This is a genomic window from Lutibacter aestuarii (assembly GCF_042676885.1).
Taxonomy (GTDB): domain Bacteria; phylum Bacteroidota; class Bacteroidia; order Flavobacteriales; family Flavobacteriaceae; genus Lutibacter; species Lutibacter aestuarii.
Genome location: NZ_JBHTIC010000008.1, coordinates 160,460 through 179,288, shown reverse-complemented (window position 1 = coordinate 179,288; position 18,829 = coordinate 160,460). Strand labels below are relative to the sequence as shown.

The following is an 18,829-nucleotide window of genomic DNA, read 5'->3' as shown; positions in this document are numbered from 1 at the left end:
TAATTCATTCCTAAAATAAATTATGAAAAATCTACTTTTTTTACTCCTAATTTCAACTATTTTTAGTTGTACCCAAAAAAATAAAACATTCCAAAACTCTGAAATTTCAATTATACCAGAGCCTACAAACCTAATTTTAGAAGACGAATCTTTTTTATTCACTTCCACAACTCAAATTTCAATTGAAGAGGATAATCAACTAATGGCTGCTACGTATTTAAACGATTTATTTAAACAGGCGGCTGGCTTTAATTTTACAGTTAAAAAATCCAATTCAGCTGCTTCTATTACTTTTAAAAAAGTAGAAAATTTAGCACCAGAAGCTTATATTTTAAAAATTTCTTCTTCCAAAATTGTAATTAGTGCTAATGATGCTGCAGGTTATTTTTATGGAATACAAACGCTTAGACAATTGCTTCCTGCTGAAATTGAAAGCAAACAACCTATGGATGTAGAATGGTTGGTTCCTTGCGTAACTATCCAAGACAGCCCTCGTTTTTCTTGGAGAGGAATGCATATGGATTTCAGTCGTCATTTTTTTAGTTTAGAAAATGTAAAAACTTTTTTAGACTATATGGCAATGTATAAAATGAATACCTATCATATGCATTTAACCGATGACCAAGGCTGGAGAATTGAAATAAAAAAATACCCATTATTAACCCAAAAAGGCGCTTGGAGAATTGAAAGTTCTCATGATAAAGAATGTAAAGAATTGGCCAAAACAAACCCTTCATTTACTATTGATGAACAACATTATCATGAAATAAATGGGCAAAAAATGTACGGAGGCTTTTTTACTCAAAATCAAATCAAAGAAATTATTAGCTATGCTTCTGATAGAAATATAGAAGTGATTCCTGAAATTGATATGCCTGGTCATTTTAAAGCTGCTATCGATAATTATCCTTATTTATCTTGTACAGGCAAGGCTGGTTGGGGCAATCACTTTTCAATACCTGCCTGTTTAGGGAAAGAAACCTCGTATCAATTTGCCAAAGATATTTTAAGTGAAGTTGCAGCGTTATTTCCTTCAAAATATATACACATTGGTGGTGATGAAGTAAATATTGACTCATGGAAAAAATGTCCAAACTGCCAAAGAGCCATCCAAAAAAATAAGCTAAAAAATGAACATGAACTACAGTCTTTTTTCAATAAGGATATAGAACAATTTTTACATTCAAAAGGAAAAAAATTAATAGGTTGGGATGAAATTGTAGATGGAGGCTTATCTAGAGATGCTACAGTAATGTGGTGGAGAAACTGGGCTCCAAAAGCAAGATACATAGCTGCAAATAATGGTTCTAATATGATTATTTGTCCTGATTTTGAATATTATTTCGACTTTACTAATGAAGCAACTCCAATTGACAAAGTTTATAATTACGAACCTGTTCCTGAAGATTTTACCAAAGAGCAAGAAGCCCATGTACTAGGAGTACAAGCCAATTTATGGTCCGAGAGAATTCCAAATTTTAAAAGATTGCAATACCAAACTTTTCCAAGAATTTTGGCTTTGTCAGAAACTGCCTGGAGCTCAAAGTCCAATAAAAACTATGATGATTTTCAACAAAAACTATTAAATCATTATCAAAGATTAGATTTTTTAGATATACAATATTACATTCCTACTGTAGAAGGTTTAGCTGATAAAATTGCATTTTTAGATGAAGCTAAAATAACCTTAACTACCCCATTAAGTGGTATGGATATTTATTATACTTTAGATGGTACACAACCAACTAAAAATTCTTTAAAATATACAGCTCCTTTAACTATTTCAAAAAATACAACTATAAAAACAATTGCTTACAGAGGAAACAACGCTAGTGAAGTTAAAACTGCAGTTATTGAAAAGCAAACCTATAAAGAGCCTTTAAAAATTGAACCTAAAATAGGAAGTATCCAACAATGGGTTGCTTTAAATAAATTTAATGTAGTTGAAGAAGTAAAATTACCAACTCAACCAATTTGGAAAACCACACAAAAAATTGATTTAACCGGGTATGAAACTAAAGACCATGTTTCAATGGTTTTTAAAGGTTATTTTAAAGCTGAAGAAGATGGTTTGTATCAATTTTCTACAAAATCAGATGATGGTAGCTTACTTTACCTTCACAACAAGTTAGTAGTAAACAATGGTGGCAACCACGCAGCCATACTAAAGGATGGAATGATCGCCTTAAAAAAAGGATGGCATCCAATAAGTATATATTTTCACGAAGCTAGTGGTGGTAACGAATTAACTGTTTGGTACAAAAGTCCAACTCAAGCGCAAAAAAAATTAGAAGGCTCAGTTATAGCCTATTAAAAAATACTGGTGATTTTGAAAATTTATTCTAAATACTTTTATCTTATACTCGTACTACTATTTACAAATATATTTATAGCTTGTAAAAGTAGCTTCAATAAGTTTAAAAAAACAGCAACTACTCAACCCAATATTATTTTATTTATGGTTGATGATATGGGATGGCAAGATACCTCTGTCCCTTTCTGGAAAGAAAAAACCAATTTCAACAAAACGTATCACACTCCCAATATGGAACGCTTAGCTAGTGAGGGAATGAAATTTACTCAAGCCTACGCCACACCCGTTTGTACGCCAACTAGGGTGAGTTTAATTTCAGGGATGAATGCCGCTAGACATCGAGTGACTAATTGGACATTCAAACGAGGAGTTTCTATGGTGGCCCCTCCTAAAGAATTACAAATGCCTCTTTGGAATTTAAATGGAGCACAACCAACCGACACTATCGAACGTTCTGTTCATATAACACCTTTGCCACAATTATTAAAAAATAAAGGGTACAAAACTATCCATGTAGGAAAAGCTCATTTTGGAGCTATTGGTACTCCTAGTGCCAATCCTTTAACCCTAGGATTTGATATAAATATAGGAGGACACGCTGCTGGACAACCAGGAAGTTATTATGGAACAGACAGCTTTAAAAATAAGCGTAGTAAAGAAAAAATTTGGGATGTTCCAGGTTTAGAAAAATACCACGGAAAAGATATTTTTTTAACTGAAGTACTAACCATTGAAGCTATAAATGCTGTTGATAAAGCAGTAAACCAAAAAAAACCTTTTTATTTATATATGTCTCATTATGCCGTACACACCCCTCTACAAGGAGACCCAAGATATGAGTCAAAATATCTAGCTCAAGGCTTACATCCTACTGAAGCTAAATATGCTTCATTAATAGAGGGAATGGATAAAAGTTTAGGTGATCTTATGGATTATTTAGATAAAAAAGGAATTGCCAATAATACCATCATCTTATTTATGTCTGATAATGGAGGCTTAAGTGCCGTTGCAAGAGGTGGTACTAAGCATACACATAATAAACCATTGTCAAGTGGAAAAGGAGCTGTTCACGAAGGTGGAATTAGAGAACCCATGCTTGTAAAATGGCCTGGCGTAACCAAAGAAAATTCTACCACAAATAGTTTCGTAATTATAGAAGACTTTTTCCCTACTATTTTGGAGATGGCACATATTTCAAATTATCAAACCATACAGAAAGTTGATGGTCAGAGTTTTACTCCTATTTTAAAAGGAAATAATTTAAATACAAACTCTAGAGCTTTATTTTGGCATTACCCTAATAATTGGGGGCCAACAGGACCCGGTATTGGAGCTAGCAGTACTGTAAGAAAAGGCAACTGGAAACTAATTTATTATCATATAAACCAACAATTTGAGCTTTTTAATATTAAAAATGATATTGGTGAAACTACCAATTTAGCCTATAAAAATAACCGTAAAACAGTAGAATTAGCTAAACTCTTAGGAAATTACTTAAGAAGTGTAAATGCACAAACGCCTAGCTACACTAAAACAGGAAATAAAGTGCCTTGGCCTGATAATACAATTGTTCTACAAAAATTAAATAAATGAAACATTTAAATTTACTTTTCTTTATCATTGTTAGTGTTATAATAATTGGATGTCAACAAAAGAAACCACTTCAAATAAGTGCTACGTATCTAGAACCTTTAGACCCTGCCCCTAACTCTCTTGAAAATTGGAATGTTATTGAAAATGGTTTGCATGCTTCTATAGTACCCATATCAAAACGATTTGTAAAAAGTGATTTACCCAAAATTCCAATTGAAAAAAACTGGACTACAAATGTTTGGAAAGGCGAACGTGCTTCTTTACAATTAGCTCTTTGGAGTAAAGATTCTATCACAAAAGTAGTTGCTGAAATTTCAGATTTTAAATCGGAAACTGGAGAAAAACTACCTTCATCCATTGCCCAATCTCGCTTTGTTAAGTATGTAATTACTGATGAATTTGCACAAGGATGCGGTTATAGAAAACCTGAAGATTTTAAAGCTTCTCTTGTTGCAGATGCGCTTGATACCGTTAGTTCTTATGCTGTTAAACAATTTGAAACAAGACCCCTTTGGATTACCATAAATATTCCTGAAAATGCAACTCAAGGCACTTATGTAAGCACATTAAAACTACTAATAGAAGGTCAAAAAACGCAATCTTTTACTTTATCATTCAATGTTCTACCCAAAACATTACCTCCTCCAACAGCATGGAAATTTCATTTAGATTTATGGCAAAACCCCTATGCTGTTGCTCGCTATCACCAAGTTGAGCCATGGTCAAAAAAGCATTGGGAATTACTTACCCCTTTAATGAAGGAACTGGCTGATGCAGGGCAAAAAGTAATTACAGTTTCACTCAACAAACGTCCTTGGGGAGGACAAACTTTTGATCCTTTCGATAGTATGATTAAATGGAAAAAGAAAGTTGATGGTACTTGGGAATATGATTTTACAATTTTTGATAACTGGGTTGAATTTATGATGAACCTTGGTATTAAAAATCAAATCAGTTGTTATTCTATGGTTCCTTGGGGAAATGAGTTTTATTATTTTGATGAAACTACCAACCAAGAACTAAAAGTTAAAGCTCCTCCAGGCTCAAAAGAATATGAACAATTATGGATTCCTTTTTTAACTAAATTTAAAGTACATTTAAAAACAAAAGGGTGGAATACTATTACCCGTATGGCTATGGATGAACGTAAACCAGATGAAATGAAAGCCATGTTTAACTTACTTAACACCTATGCACCAGAATTTGGAGCTTCGTTTGCAGACAATCATAAAAGCTACAAATTATATCCAAATCAGTTAAAAGATTTGTCAGTTGCCTTTGGAGCAACTATCGATGAAGAAGATTTACAACTTCGTAAACAAAATGGATATATAAGCACACATTATGTTTGTTGTTCAGACAAGTTTCCAAATGTATTTACATTTTCCGATCCTTCAGAAGGAGTTTTTATAGGCTGGTACTCTATAGCAGCAGGTTTTGATGGGTTTTTAAGATGGGCTTATAACAGTTGGGTAGAAAATCCGTTGCAAGACTCAAGATTTAGAACTTGGCCTGCAGGAGATACCTATTTGGTGTATCCAGATGCACGTAGTTCTATTCGCTTTGAAACTTTAAGAGAAGGAATTGAAGATGCTGAAAAAATTAGAATTCTTAGACAATACCTAAGCGAAAATAACAAAATTGAAGAATTAAAAGAATTAAACAAAATGGTTGAAAAATTTAACATTACTACAAAACCCCCTCACCTCGATCATTTAATTCTAGAAGGAAAAAGTACCTTAACACGCCTTTCAAAACTATAAAAACCGATTTAAAATTATAACTAAGGATTTCATTTTTGTGAAATCCTTTTTTATTTCTATTTTGCATCTCTGTAAAATTAACCTATGCCTACTGAAATATCTCGATTATTTGATTTTGCTTATCAGCAACTAAATGTCAATCCTAATGCTAAATGCTTCAATACAAAAATTGGAGAACAGTGGGTAAGCTGTTCAACTAAAAATTATTTAGAACAAGCTAATACTATAAGCAGAGCGTTATTAAAATTAGGTGTACAACCTAATGATAAAATTGCTGTTGTAACTTCAAACAATAGAATTGAATGGAGTATTTTAGACATTGCTGTGCTTCAAATTGGTGCGGTAAACGTTCCTTTATACCCTACAATATCTTCTAAAGATTATAAATTTATCATCAACCATTCAGATGCTGTATTGTGTTTTGTATCAGATGAAGAATTGGCAAAAAAAGTAGATCAAATAAAAGAACATACTCAATTAAAAAATATTTATTCTTTTGATGAAATTTCAGATGTACCAAGTTGGAAATCCCTTTTAAATTTAGGAAAATCCACTAGCAATCAACATGAGGTAGATGATTTAAAAGCTAAAGTCCAACCTAAAGATTTGGCAACAATTATATACACCTCTGGTACTACTGGTATTCCAAAAGGTGTTATGCTATCACACCAAAACATTGTTGAAAATACAATTGTAAGTGCTAAAGCGCTAGATTTAGAACCTAGTAACTATAAAGTACTAAGCTACTTACCTGTTTGCCATATTTTTGAAAGATTTGCTTTATACTATTACCAATATATGGGTTTTGAAATTTATTTTGCAGAATCCGTAGATAAATTAGGAGATAATTTAAAAGAAGTACAACCCCACTTTATCCCTGTTGTTCCAAGATTATTAGAAAAAATTTATGATAAAATTGTAGACAAGGGAAGCGATTTAAAAGGTCTCAAAAAATTAATGTTCTATTGGGCGTTAGATTTAGGAAAACACTATGAACCTTACCATAAAAATGGTTGGTGGTATCATTTTCAGCTTAACATTGCTAAAAAAATTGTTTTTAGCAAATGGAGAGCAGCATTGGGAGGAAATATCAAATTTTTAGTTTCAGGTAGCGCACCACTTCAACCCATACTCATTAAAATTTTTACCGCAGCAGGTATTCCAGTTTTTGAAGGTTATGGCATGACAGAGACTTCTCCCGGAATTTCCATCAATGATTTTAGACATCGAAAATTTAAAATTGGTACGGTGGGAAAAGCCCTAGAAGGCATTTCAATAAAAATTGCTAGTGATGGAGAAATTTTAGTAAAAGGCTCAAATGTAATGATGGGATATTATAAAAATGAACAACTTACAAAACAAACTATTATTGATAATTATTTGCATACAGGTGATATTGGTGAATTGGATTCTGAAGGTTTTTTAAAAATAACAGACAGAAAAAAAGAAATGTTTAAAACCTCTGGTGGAAAATACATTGCTCCTGCTGTTTTAGAAGGGAAACTTAAAGAATCTCGTTTTATTGAACAGGCTATGGTTATTGGAGAAAATGAAAAAATGCCTGCAGCAATCATTCAACCTCATTTTGAATTTTTAGTTGAATGGGTGAAACGAAAGAAAATTAAAACTGACGGATCTTTTAAGGCAATCATCTCAAAAAAAAGAGTAAAAAAACGCATTCAAAAAGAAATTGATAAAGCAAATGAAACTTTTGGGCAATGGGAACAAATAAAAGCTTTTGAATTAACTTCTGAAATTTGGTCTGTAGAAAACGGGTTACTCACCCCTACTATGAAAATTAAACGCCGCTCTATAAAATCAAAATACAAAAATTTATTTGGCAAAATATACAAAAAATAATTTTAAACTATTCCAAATTCCAAACTTGTAAATTCATATTATTTTTATAATTTGCGATATTACACTTAACCAAAACTATACCATGTCAATAAAAGTTACCAGAATATTCGATTTTCCTCAATATCAATTAGAAACATTCAACCTTAAAAATGCTTTCAACACTAAATATAATGGTGAATGGGCTGCAACTTCAACTAAAGAATATATTGATAAAGCCAATGCTGTAAGTAGAGGTCTTTTAAAATTAGGGATAAAACCTGGTGATAAAATTGCGGTAGCTTCAACAACCAATAGAACAGAGTGGAATATTTTAGATATTGGAATTTTACAAATTGGAGCAATCGGAGTTCCTATTTATCCAACTATTACAAAGGATGATTTTGAATATATTTTTAATCATGCTGAAGTAACACTTTGTTTTATTTCTGATGAAGAGTTATTTAAAAAGGTTTCAAAAGTAAAAAAGAAAGTGGCAACACTCAAAGAAATCTATTCATTTGAACACGTTGATAAATGTAAAAACTGGGAAGAAATAATTGAATTAGGTAAAGATGAAACTTTACAACCTGAAGTACAAAAAATAATGGATAGTGTAAAAACCGAAGACTTAGCCACAATTATTTATACATCAGGTACTACAGGAAGACCAAAAGGAGTTATGCTTTCGCATAGCAATATAGTAAGTAACGTACTTGATAGTATGCCACGTTTACCATTAAAAATTGGAGACTTTAAAGCCTTAAGCTTTTTACCTGTTTGTCATATTTTTGAAAGAATGTTATTGTATTTATATCAATATTCTGGATGCTCTATTTATTTTGCGGAAGCTATCGATAAAATTGGCGACAACTTAAAAGAAGTAAAGCCAAACTTTATGACTGTAGTGCCTCGCCTGTTAGAAAAAGTTTATGACGGTATTATAAACAAAGGATCAGAACTAAAAGGTATTAAAAAAGCTTTGTTTTTTTGGGCTGTAGACTTAGGCTTAAAATGGGAACCTTACAACAAAAATGGTTGGTGGTACCACAAAAAATTAGCAATTGCAGATAAATTAATCTTTAGCAAATGGAGAGAAGCCTTAGGAGGAAATATTGAAACTATGGTATCTGGTAGTGCTGCGCTTCAACCTCGTTTAGCAAAAGTATTTTCTGCCGCTGGAATGCCAATTATGGAAGGGTATGGCTTAACCGAAACATCTCCGGTAATTTCTGTAAACATGCTAAAAGATCATATGATGAAAATTGGAACTGTTGGAAAAACAATTGACAATGTTGAAGTTAAAATTGCTGACGATGGTGAAATTTTAGTTAAAGGCCCTAATGTAATGATGGGGTATTATAAAGATGAAGAAAAAACAGCCAGTGTAATGACGGGTGAATATTTTCATACTGGAGATAAAGGAGAAGTTGACCAAGATGGTTTCCTAAAAATTACTGGTCGCAAAAAAGAAATTTTCAAAACTTCTGGAGGTAAGTATATTGTTCCGGCATTATTAGAAAATTCCATAAAAGAATCTCGTTTCATTGAACAGGTTTTAGTTATTGGAGAAGGACAAAAACTACCCGCTGCAATTATCCAACCCTCATTTGAATTTTTACGTGAATGGGCAAGAATTCACCATGAACCAATTTCAGGTAGCAACCAAGACTTAATTGAAAACCCTCACATTATTGAAAGAATTGAAAAAGAAATTAAAAAGGGGAATAAAGGATTTGGAAAGTGGGAGAAAATAAAGAAGTTTGAATTAACTCCTGATGTTTGGGGAATTGATAATGGCTTGCTAACTCCTACTATGAAACCTAAACGCGATGAAATCATAAAAAAATATTTGTATTTATATAATAAAATTTATTCTGAAAATCCAAGAGAATAAGTATTCAATTAAAAGTTTAAAAAACCTACATCATATGGTGGTATTCAACTTAGGTTTTTTTATTTTTGCATAAATTCATATTAAAATTAATGGAACATTTTATAGTATCAGCTCGAAAATACAGACCTCAAACTTTTGAGGAAGTCGTTGGGCAACAAGCCATTACAAACACGCTTGAAAACGCTATAAAAAATAATCATTTAGCACAGGCGTTATTATTTACAGGACCTAGAGGTGTAGGTAAAACAACATGTGCCAGAATATTAGCAAAAAAAATCAATCAAGAAACTTCTGAACAAACAAATGAAGATTTTGCTTTTAATATTTTTGAATTAGATGCAGCATCTAACAATTCTGTAGACGATATAAGAAATTTAACCGATCAAGTTAGAATTCCTCCTCAAACTGGAAAATACAAAGTATATATTATTGATGAGGTTCATATGTTATCTGCTTCTGCATTTAATGCTTTCTTAAAAACGCTTGAAGAACCTCCAAAACATGCTATTTTTATATTAGCTACTACTGAAAAACACAAAATAATTCCAACCATTCTATCTCGTTGTCAAATATTTGATTTTAAAAGAATTGGAGTTTTAGATGCTAAAAAATATTTAGAAAAAATAGCTAAAGAAGAACAAATTACTGCAGAAGACGATGCCCTGCATATTATTGCACAAAAGGCAGATGGAGCCATGCGTGATGCCTTATCTATTTTTGATAGAGTGGTAAGTTTTTCTGGTAATCAATTAACTAGAAAAGCTGTAACCGAAAATCTAAATGTTTTAGACTACGATGAATATTTTAAAACTACCGATTTACTTCTTGCAAATGATATTCCAAAAGTATTGATTCATTTAAACAATATTTTATCGAAAGGATTTGATGGGCATCATTTTATAAGTGGTTTAGCTTCTCATTTTAGAGATTTATTAGTAGCTAAAGATAAAATTACCATTGATTTGTTAGAAGTTGGAGACAATGCTAAAAAAAAATACCTAAGTCAATCTGAAAAGGCAGACTTACGTTTTTTACTTCAAGCCATAGATGTAGCCAATAATTGCGACTTAAAATATAAAAGCAGTAAAAATCAACGGTTATTGGTTGAACTTACTTTAATGCAATTAGCCTCTATCACTTTTGATGGAGAAAAAAAAAATGACAAGCCCTACATCATAGCCGCATTACATTTTCAAAAAAACAAGGTTATTAAGCCTAAAAAGGCATCAAAAAATATAACTGAAGTTAAAAAAGCAAGTACAGAAATTGCTGTACAAAGCCCTAAAAAAGAACAACCTAAACCTATTTTAATTACCAATAATCGTAGGCGTTCTGCACTATCATTAAATAGTGTTCATCGTAAAAATGAAATTTCAAAACTTGATGTTGAATTTGAAGAGGTTGAAGGTTTACCTACTGATGCATTCACCAACCAAAGTCTTGTAAAATTTTGGGATAATTATAAAAAAAATTTAATTAAAAGAGGAAAAAAAAGTTTAGCATCTATAATGAGTGCTAGCATTCCATCAAGCAAAGGAAATAATATACATTATAAGCTTCCAAACTTATTAATGAAAGATCAATTTGAGAGAGATAAGCCTAATGTAATGAAATATTTACGTGAAAAGCTGAACAACTTTAAAGTTGATATTATTATTGAAGTTAATGAAGAAGAAGCTAAAAAATACGCCTACACACCTCAAGAAAAATATCAAAAATTAAAAGAAAAAAATGAGGCAATAGAATTACTCAAAAAAACCTTTGACCTAGACCTATAATAATGTTTATAAATTTCTTTCTTAACTTAGATTATTATAATTTAGATTTAAAATTATTAATCACATTTTTAATTGGTTTTTTTATTGTTGCCATTGCAGCAAACCAAATTGCTAAAGTTTTTCAAAAAATAAAATTTCCGTTAATTACTGGATTAATAATTACAGGAATTATTACTGGTTCTTCTTTTTTAAATTTTATTATACCAGCTTATTTAGAACGCTTAAATTTTTTAAATGAATTAAGAAGTCGTGTTAAAAATATCAAATGGATGACTATTGGTCAGCTTTTCATCACTTTTTTTATGAGTTCAACAGTCATTTATTCCATTGCAAGTTATATTCCATTTATAAAGCAAATGGAATATACTCATAAAGTTGCAGTTGCGATACTGGATGATGGACAAGATTCTATGGATCTTGAAATAAGAAATGAAGACATCCACGGTATACGCTTAAGAAATTTACGACTTTTACCTGATGTGTTAGTGCTCTCGGTAAAAAGAAAAGGTCAACTCTCAGTATCACTCGGTTATACTCGCTTAAGATTAGGCAATATCATCACACTAGTTGGTACTATAACTAGCTTAGAAAAACTTAAATTTAAATTTGATACATAATGTTAGGATTGAAACTTCCAACTGACCCAAGATGGGTTAATATCGCAGAAAAAAATATTGATGAAATTTTAATTGACCATGCACATTGTGAATTAAAAGCCGCCTCAACTGCCAATTCATTAATTATGAGTTTTCCTGAATACTCTGAATTAGTTTCAGAAATGGTTTCTTTAGTAAAAGAAGAAATGAGTCATTTTAAAATGGTTCATGAAAAGTTGTTAAATAGAGGAATTAAGCTTGGGCAAGATAGGAAAGACAGTTATGTAAACAACCTATTAAAATTCTTTCCAAAAGGTGGAAGCAGAACTACACAATTGGTTCATAGATTATTGTACGCAGCGTTAATTGAAGCTAGAAGTTGCGAACGATTTAGATTGCTTTCTGAAGGAATAGAAGACCAAGAATTAGCGAAGTTTTATCGTGATTTAATGGCCTCAGAAGCCAATCATTATACGTTATTTTTAAATTTCGCACGTAAGTTTGGAGTTCGTAAAGAAGTTGATAAAAAATGGAATGATTTGTTAGAATATGAGGCTGAATTAATGAAAAATTTAGGAACCCAAGAAACCATTCACGGTTAATGTTTAGTAAAGAAGAAGCTGCTCAATTAAGAAAAGAATTTTGGACCAATTTTGGAAAATCGTTTCCAAGAAAGTGGCTGTTATACAATACGAAAATTAAAGGGTTTAGTTTTAAATTTGTAGCTGATAAAAAACAAGCTTTAGTGTGTTTAGATATTGAATCTTATGACCCCATCAAAAATGAGCTTTTATACGAACAACTCGTAGATTTAAAAAGTGTATTAAAAGAACAATATTTACCATCTATTATTTTTGATAAACAATACCAATTAGAAAATGGTAAAATAATACATCGAATTTATGTAGCTCATAATCAAATTTTTAACATTCATAATAAAAATACTTGGCAAGCTGCATATGAATTTTTTTATAAAAACATGCATCAATTTGAAGAATTTTATGAAGATTTTGAAGACTTTATAAAAAGAGCTATTTACGAATAAAATATATAGATTGCATTTAAAATAATTTTTAACACATTTTAAAATACTGTATTTTTGTATTTATGGATAACGCTGTTACAAATGATACTATTATAGCTTTAGCAACTTCATCAGGTGTTGGTGCTATTGCAGTTTTAAGACTGTCAGGAAAAAATGCAATTGAAATTGTAAACAACCATTTTAAATCTAAGTTTGGTCAAAAAGATTTAACACAAGTTAAAACACATACCATTCATTTGGGTAATATTGTAGATAAAAACCGAATTATTGATGAAGTATTGGTTTCTGTATTTAAAAATCCTAACTCATATACAGGTGAAAATGTGGTAGAAATTAATTGCCATGGCTCTGTTTACATTCAGCAAGAAATACTACAGCTTTTTATAAAAAATGGTGTACGAAACGCCAATCCAGGAGAATTTACCTTACGTGCTTTTTTAAATGGAAAAATGGATTTAAGTCAGGCTGAAGCTGTTGCCGATTTAATTTCATCCAATTCAGCAGCATCACACCAAGTTGCCTTACAGCAAATGCGTGGTGGATTTAGTACAGAAATTGAAAACCTACGCCAACAACTACTCAATTTTGCAAGTTTAATAGAACTAGAATTAGATTTTTCTGAAGAAGACGTTGAATTTGCAGATAGAACTGAGTTCAAGAATTTAATTGATAAAATTAGTGCGGTTTTAAAGCGTTTAATAGATTCTTTTGCTTTAGGGAATGTACTAAAAAATGGAATTCCAGTTGCCATTGTTGGAGAACCCAATGTGGGAAAATCAACCTTACTTAATGCGTTACTAAATGAAGAAAAAGCTATTGTAAGCCACATAGAAGGAACCACAAGAGATGCCATTGAAGATGAAATTACGATTGATGGTGTTGCCTATAGATTTATAGATACCGCAGGAATTAGAAACACCGAAGATTTTGTTGAAAATATTGGAATTCAAAAAACTTTTGAAAAAATTGAACAAGCTCAATTGGTTATCTATTTATTTGATTTAGAAAAGGTTAAACACAAAAAAACATTAATTAATAATAGTTTTAGTGAAGTTAATAAGCTAAAAGAAAAACACCCTAATAAACATATTTTAATTATTGCAAATAAGGCAGATACTATAAATAACACCCTAAAAAATGAGGTGAAAAAGGTATTTAAAAACAATGACATCCTATTTTTATCAGCAAAAGAAAAAACCGGTATTTATGAACTTACCTCTACCCTAACTCAATTAGCCAATAAAGGTGCTTTAAGCAACAATGAAACTATTGTCAGTAATTCACGTCATTTTGAAGCACTTACTAATGCTTATAGTTCAATAAAAGAAGTTCAAAAAGGAATAGAATCAAATATTAGCACCGATTTATTTGCCATTGATATTCGACAAGCATTATTTCATTTAGGTGAAATCACAGGAGAAGTAACTACCGATGACCTTTTAGGAAACATCTTTGCTAACTTTTGTATTGGGAAGTAACTTACTTTCTTTTTTCTTCTTGATGCTAAAGATAAATTATAGTTTTTGTAGAATTAACTAGTAAAATAATTTAGTAATGGCTTTAAATAATATAAACAAAAAATCTATTGCAGTATTACCATTTCAAAATATGAGTAATAGCTTAGATAATGAGTATTTCTGTGATGGATTAACAGAAGAAATTATTAATGCGCTAGCTAGAATTAAAGCCCTTTCAGTTACTTCCCGTACATCCTCATTTTATTTTAAAAACAAAAAAGTAACAGCAGAAGAGATTAGGGAGAAATTAAAGGTGGCTACCTTTATTGAAGGTAGTGTTAGAACATCAAAAAATAAAATGCGCATCACAGTGCAAATGATTGATACTTTAGACGATTATCATTTCTGGTCAGAAACCTTTGATAGAAACCCTCAAGATGTTTTTGAGATTGAAGATGAGATAAGCTTGTTTATTGCAGAAAAATTAAGAGAGCATATAGGTCATCTTGAAATAGAAGATAAGCTAGTAGAACCTATTGATGTTCCTGTAGATATTTACAAAGAATATTTGAAAGGTAGGTATTACATTATGAAGTTAGATATTGCTAACTCACTGAAAGGCATAGATATTTTAAAAGGTATTACAGAAAAAGCACCTAATTTTTTAAATCCTTATTTAGACATAAATCTGAGCTATATTTATATGGGAACGCTTGGATTATTACCAGCTTATGAGGCTTTTCAAAAAGCACAACCTTTTTTTGACAAAGCTATAGAGCTTAATCCCAATTCATCAAGAGTACAATTAAACTTATCTTGGGTAGAATCTTGGCAAAATTGGGATTTAAAGAAAGCGTATGAACACGCAAATAGAGCCCTTGAAATTCAACCAGCAGACGATATTTACTTAACCATTTCTAACTATTTAACCGTTGAAGGGAAATTAGATTCAGCGCAAAATTACATAGATAAAGCGTTACAGCTAGATCCTTTCTCTGCAATGAATCATCATTACAAAGGATTTTTACTGTACCTTCAAGAAAAGTACAACGAAGCAATACCCTACTTACAAAAGGCATTAGAATTAAATCCTGATTTACCTTTTCCGCCATTATACATAGGAGAATGTTTTTTGCTCACAGGGAAACATCAAGAAGCTATTAATTATTACGATGATCTAAAAGGTGTTCCAATAACCGATTTAACACAATTAGGTGGCTTGGCAATGTGTTACGCAAAAATAAATGATCTTGAAAAATGTAATGAAAAGGTAGTAGAACTTGAAACCTATTTACAATCGAACCATATAGATAAGGCTTTCAACTTCTTAATTTTGGTAAATGTACTATTGAATAACTACGATAAGGCATTAGATCTTATTGAGCAAGCTTTTGAGAACCATTTACCTTTAATCTTATTGCTGAATACAGAACCCATAATAAAACCAATAAAAAACAATAAACGCTTTAAAAGCATCATGCTAAAAGCCATTCCTGATAACGTCAACTATAAACAAAAGAAAAAGTACAAACAAACACTATTAAATAGAGACGAAATAGAGAAGTACACAAAAGAACTTGAGCAGATTATGATAGACTATAAACTGTACTTAAACCCAGATTTATCATTAAAAGATTTAGCCTCTTATTTAGAACTGCCAACCAATTATGTATCTCAATTACTAAACCAAGGCTTCGATAAAAACTTCTCTGAATATATCAATACTTATAGGATTAACGAGTTTAAAGAACGTATTCTTTTAGAAGAAAACAAAGATCTAACTATAATGGCTGTCGCTTATGATAGTGGCTTTAATTCTAAAACTGTGTTCAACACCTTCTTTAAAAAAATAGAAGGTATTACACCAAATTCTTTTGTAAAGAGTAATACTTCAAGTTAGTTCTGATTTTTAAAATAGAACTTTTAAGCCCTTATTTAAAGTTATTTTTGCTGTGTTATTATGTAATCAATTTATTCGAAATGAAACTATATATCAAATTATTTATTGCGTTAGTGCTTTTTAGCGCTTGTAAAGGTCAGCTAAATTCTAATGTAACGACACAACCAATTTTATCTGATTACAAAGCAGGAGAAAAATGGGTGTGGAAGTATAAAGGTGTAACCACAAAAGGAGAGACGAGGTCTGAAGGAACAGATACACGAGAAATCATAGATGTTGATGGTGAATTGCGAATAACAATTGGTAAAGACACCATTCCGGTTACAGATATTGTAAAACCTAAAAAAAGTAAAACACCAAAGTACCATTGGCCTCTTAAAGTAGGTAAAAAGTGGATTTATAAAGAAAACTGGACAAGTCAAGATGGTACAACAGGAAAACAACAACTAAAAGCTGAAGTTTTATCTTACAAAGAAGAAAAAGTAGAAGCAGGAACCTTTATGGCATACACAATTCACTACAATGGTAACATCACAAATTCCAGAGGCTATAATGCGGTTGTAGATGAAGTTTGGCTGTATGCACCAAAAGTTAAAAATTTCATTAAACTAACTCAAAAACAAGATGATTTTGTTTATAACGAAGAGCTAATTGAGTATTTTGATAAACCATCAAAAAACAAAGTTCAGTTAGGGAATCATATCATTGGAAAAGTGAAGTTTTTAGAAGAGCCTGAGAACTTTAGTACCATAGCAAATAAAATGGCCGACTATAAAATACCTGCTCTCTCGCTTGCAGTTATCAATGATGGTAAAATAGAATGGACTGATACTTATCAAAACCCAAGTTTTTTAGGCCAAAATTTAAACGATAATAGCAATTTTCAAGCGGCATCTTTATCTAAACCAGTAACTTTTTTTGCAGCCTTACGTATGCATACGGCAGGAAAAATAGATTTAGATGAGAATATTGAAAACTACTTGCAGCGTTACCAATTGCCACAAGGCAAACAAACCGCTGAAAACCCAGTAACCTTCCGAAATATATTTGCGCATACTTCTGGTATTACTTCAGGAGGTTACCAAGGCTATGCTAAAAACCTTGATATACCAACTGATATTGCTATTTTAAAAGGTAGTGAAGGCGTTAATTCACCAAAAATAGAAGTAATCTCGGTACCTAATGAAATGTTAGCGTATTCAGGAGGTGGATATACTTTAGCAGAGGTGGCAATTCAGGATATTTTTAATGACGAGTTTTCTAATATTATGAACCAATGGATACTTAAACCCATTGATATGAAGAATTCCGAATTTACGCAACCATTGCAACCAACAGATTCAAGCAAAATAGCAAAAGGATACACGTCAAATGGGGTTGTTTTAGATGGAGGTTGGAGAAATCACCCAGAACAAGCAGCAGCTGGGCTTTGGAGTAATGCAGTTGATATGGCAAAATTTTTAATTGAAATTTACAAAGGATTTCAAGGTAAAAGCTCAATTTTTTCAAAGTCAGAAATTCAATCGATACTCAATCAAGAACGTGATGGACATATTTATGGGTTAATAGTAGATAAATCAGAAAAAGGTTTTGCAATCACCCACTATGGAGGTAATGCTGGGTACCGAACTGGTATGACCATAGACCTTAATACAGGAAAAGGATTGGTGTATTTAATCAATTCGGATAATGGTGGCGCTCTTGGCAATGAATTGCTGTTATCAGCTTCACAATTATACAATTGGAATCACTTTAAACGCACATCTGTTAAACGAAATCATTTAGATACAGCATTTTTAAAACAGCTTATAGGTAAATACAAATGGAATAGTCAGGTTGATCTTTCTATAAGTTTTAATGATGAAATAAACCAACTTTCATTGTACTTTCCAAATGGTGACACCTATAACCTCATTCCAATAAAAGACGAAGAAATAAGTTTCATCAATCCAAACACTGGAGTCAATGTCAAATTTTTAAAGTCGAGTAATTATAATTCATTTGTCTTGTACGGACAAACGGCAGTTAAGCTGAATTAAGCTTATGTTTTGTGTAATTGCTAAAACTGAAAAATACGTTTTCCTATGCGACAAATTAGTTTGAATACCATTGACAATACTTATTTCTATTCAGCTTGGAAACTTTATGAAGAAGCCTTTCCGATTTATGAAAGAAGGACATTAAAGGCCCAAACTAAACTGTTTGGTAACCATAGCTATAAATTTGATCTCTTTGTACAAGATGATGTTTTTATTGGATTTATCTTGTGGTGGAATTTTAAAGATTTTCAATATATCGATCACTTTGCTGTTTCAAAGCTTCTTAGAAATAAAGGATATGGCGCCAAAATTTTACAAGAGTTTATAAAAAGTAATTCTAAACCTACTTTACTAGAAGTTGAATTACCTGATAGCCCACTTAATAAAAGACGAATCAAATTTTATGAACGATTAGGTTTCAAGTTGAACTTACATAATTACAAAGTGCCTTCAAGCATTGATAATCGTAAAATTGATTTATTGGTAATGTCTTATCCAGAAGTTATATCCAAAGAAAAATTAAATCAATTTGTTGTTAATAACCACCCAACGATATTTAATTCTTAAACTTAGTTCTGATTCTTAAAATAGAACTTTAAACCCAATCATTC

The 18,829-nt window shown here is 31.3% G+C and carries 13 protein-coding genes; all 13 read left to right on the top strand.

From position 1 onward, the window contains the following. Positions 1-22: 22 nt before the first annotated feature. The 13 genes from ACFQZW_RS08330 (at position 23) to ACFQZW_RS08270 (ending at position 18,785) form a co-directional block, all read left to right on the top strand. Positions 23-2,314: a family 20 glycosylhydrolase gene (locus tag ACFQZW_RS08330; protein WP_386782304.1), complete on the top strand. Its 2,292-nt coding sequence runs from the start codon at positions 23-25 to the stop codon at positions 2,312-2,314. 15 nt (positions 2,315-2,329) lie between these two features. Further along, positions 2,330-3,907 carry a sulfatase gene (locus tag ACFQZW_RS08325; RefSeq protein ID WP_386782302.1) on the top strand — a complete coding sequence of 526 codons (1,578 nt, stop codon included), beginning with the start codon at positions 2,330-2,332 and terminating at the stop codon, positions 3,905-3,907. Beyond that, positions 3,904-5,670, top strand: a complete 1,767-nt coding sequence (locus tag ACFQZW_RS08320) for a DUF4091 domain-containing protein (RefSeq protein WP_386782299.1) — start codon at positions 3,904-3,906, stop codon at positions 5,668-5,670. Before ACFQZW_RS08325 ends, ACFQZW_RS08320 begins: the two co-directional genes overlap by 4 nt. Before the next feature lie 84 nt (positions 5,671-5,754). After that, positions 5,755-7,530: an AMP-dependent synthetase/ligase gene (locus ACFQZW_RS08315; protein WP_386782297.1), complete on the top strand. Its 1,776-nt coding sequence runs from the start codon at positions 5,755-5,757 to the stop codon at positions 7,528-7,530. An 82-nt stretch (positions 7,531-7,612) separates the two neighbouring features. Continuing rightward, on the top strand, positions 7,613-9,403 hold the full coding sequence (locus ACFQZW_RS08310) for an AMP-dependent synthetase/ligase (protein ID WP_298262403.1): 1,791 nt from the start codon (positions 7,613-7,615) through the stop codon (positions 9,401-9,403). Between the two features lie 89 nt (positions 9,404-9,492). After that, positions 9,493-11,181, top strand: coding sequence for a DNA polymerase III subunit gamma/tau (gene dnaX, locus ACFQZW_RS08305; protein ID WP_298287443.1), 1,689 nt, complete (start codon positions 9,493-9,495; stop codon positions 11,179-11,181). Between the two features lie 2 nt (positions 11,182-11,183). Further along, a complete protein-coding gene (locus ACFQZW_RS08300; protein WP_386782295.1) occupies positions 11,184-11,798 on the top strand; it encodes a hypothetical protein in 615 nt (204 codons plus the stop codon). Beyond that, positions 11,798-12,379 carry a tRNA-(ms[2]io[6]A)-hydroxylase gene (gene miaE, locus ACFQZW_RS08295; protein WP_298262400.1) on the top strand — a complete coding sequence of 194 codons (582 nt, stop codon included), beginning with the start codon at positions 11,798-11,800 and terminating at the stop codon, positions 12,377-12,379. The genes ACFQZW_RS08300 and miaE overlap by 1 nt, the downstream gene beginning before the upstream one ends. Then, positions 12,379-12,822: a DUF4268 domain-containing protein gene (locus ACFQZW_RS08290; RefSeq protein ID WP_298262399.1), complete on the top strand. Its 444-nt coding sequence runs from the start codon at positions 12,379-12,381 to the stop codon at positions 12,820-12,822. The genes miaE and ACFQZW_RS08290 overlap by 1 nt, the downstream gene beginning before the upstream one ends. A 62-nt stretch (positions 12,823-12,884) precedes the next feature. Further along, on the top strand, positions 12,885-14,300 hold the full coding sequence (gene mnmE / locus ACFQZW_RS08285) for a tRNA uridine-5-carboxymethylaminomethyl(34) synthesis GTPase MnmE (RefSeq protein WP_298287437.1): 1,416 nt from the start codon (positions 12,885-12,887) through the stop codon (positions 14,298-14,300). A gap of 76 nt (positions 14,301-14,376) precedes the next feature. After that, entirely contained in the window at positions 14,377-16,179 is a 1,803-nt protein-coding gene (locus tag ACFQZW_RS08280; protein WP_298287435.1) for a tetratricopeptide repeat protein, read from the top strand. Positions 16,180-16,259: 80 nt separating this feature from the next. Then, complete coding sequence (locus ACFQZW_RS08275) at positions 16,260-18,218, top strand: serine hydrolase domain-containing protein (RefSeq protein WP_386782291.1); 1,959 nt, start codon at positions 16,260-16,262, stop codon at positions 18,216-18,218. A 45-nt stretch (positions 18,219-18,263) separates the two neighbouring features. After that, on the top strand, positions 18,264-18,785 hold the full coding sequence (locus ACFQZW_RS08270; RefSeq protein WP_298262369.1) for a GNAT family N-acetyltransferase: 522 nt from the start codon (positions 18,264-18,266) through the stop codon (positions 18,783-18,785). Positions 18,786-18,829 lie beyond the last annotated feature (44 nt).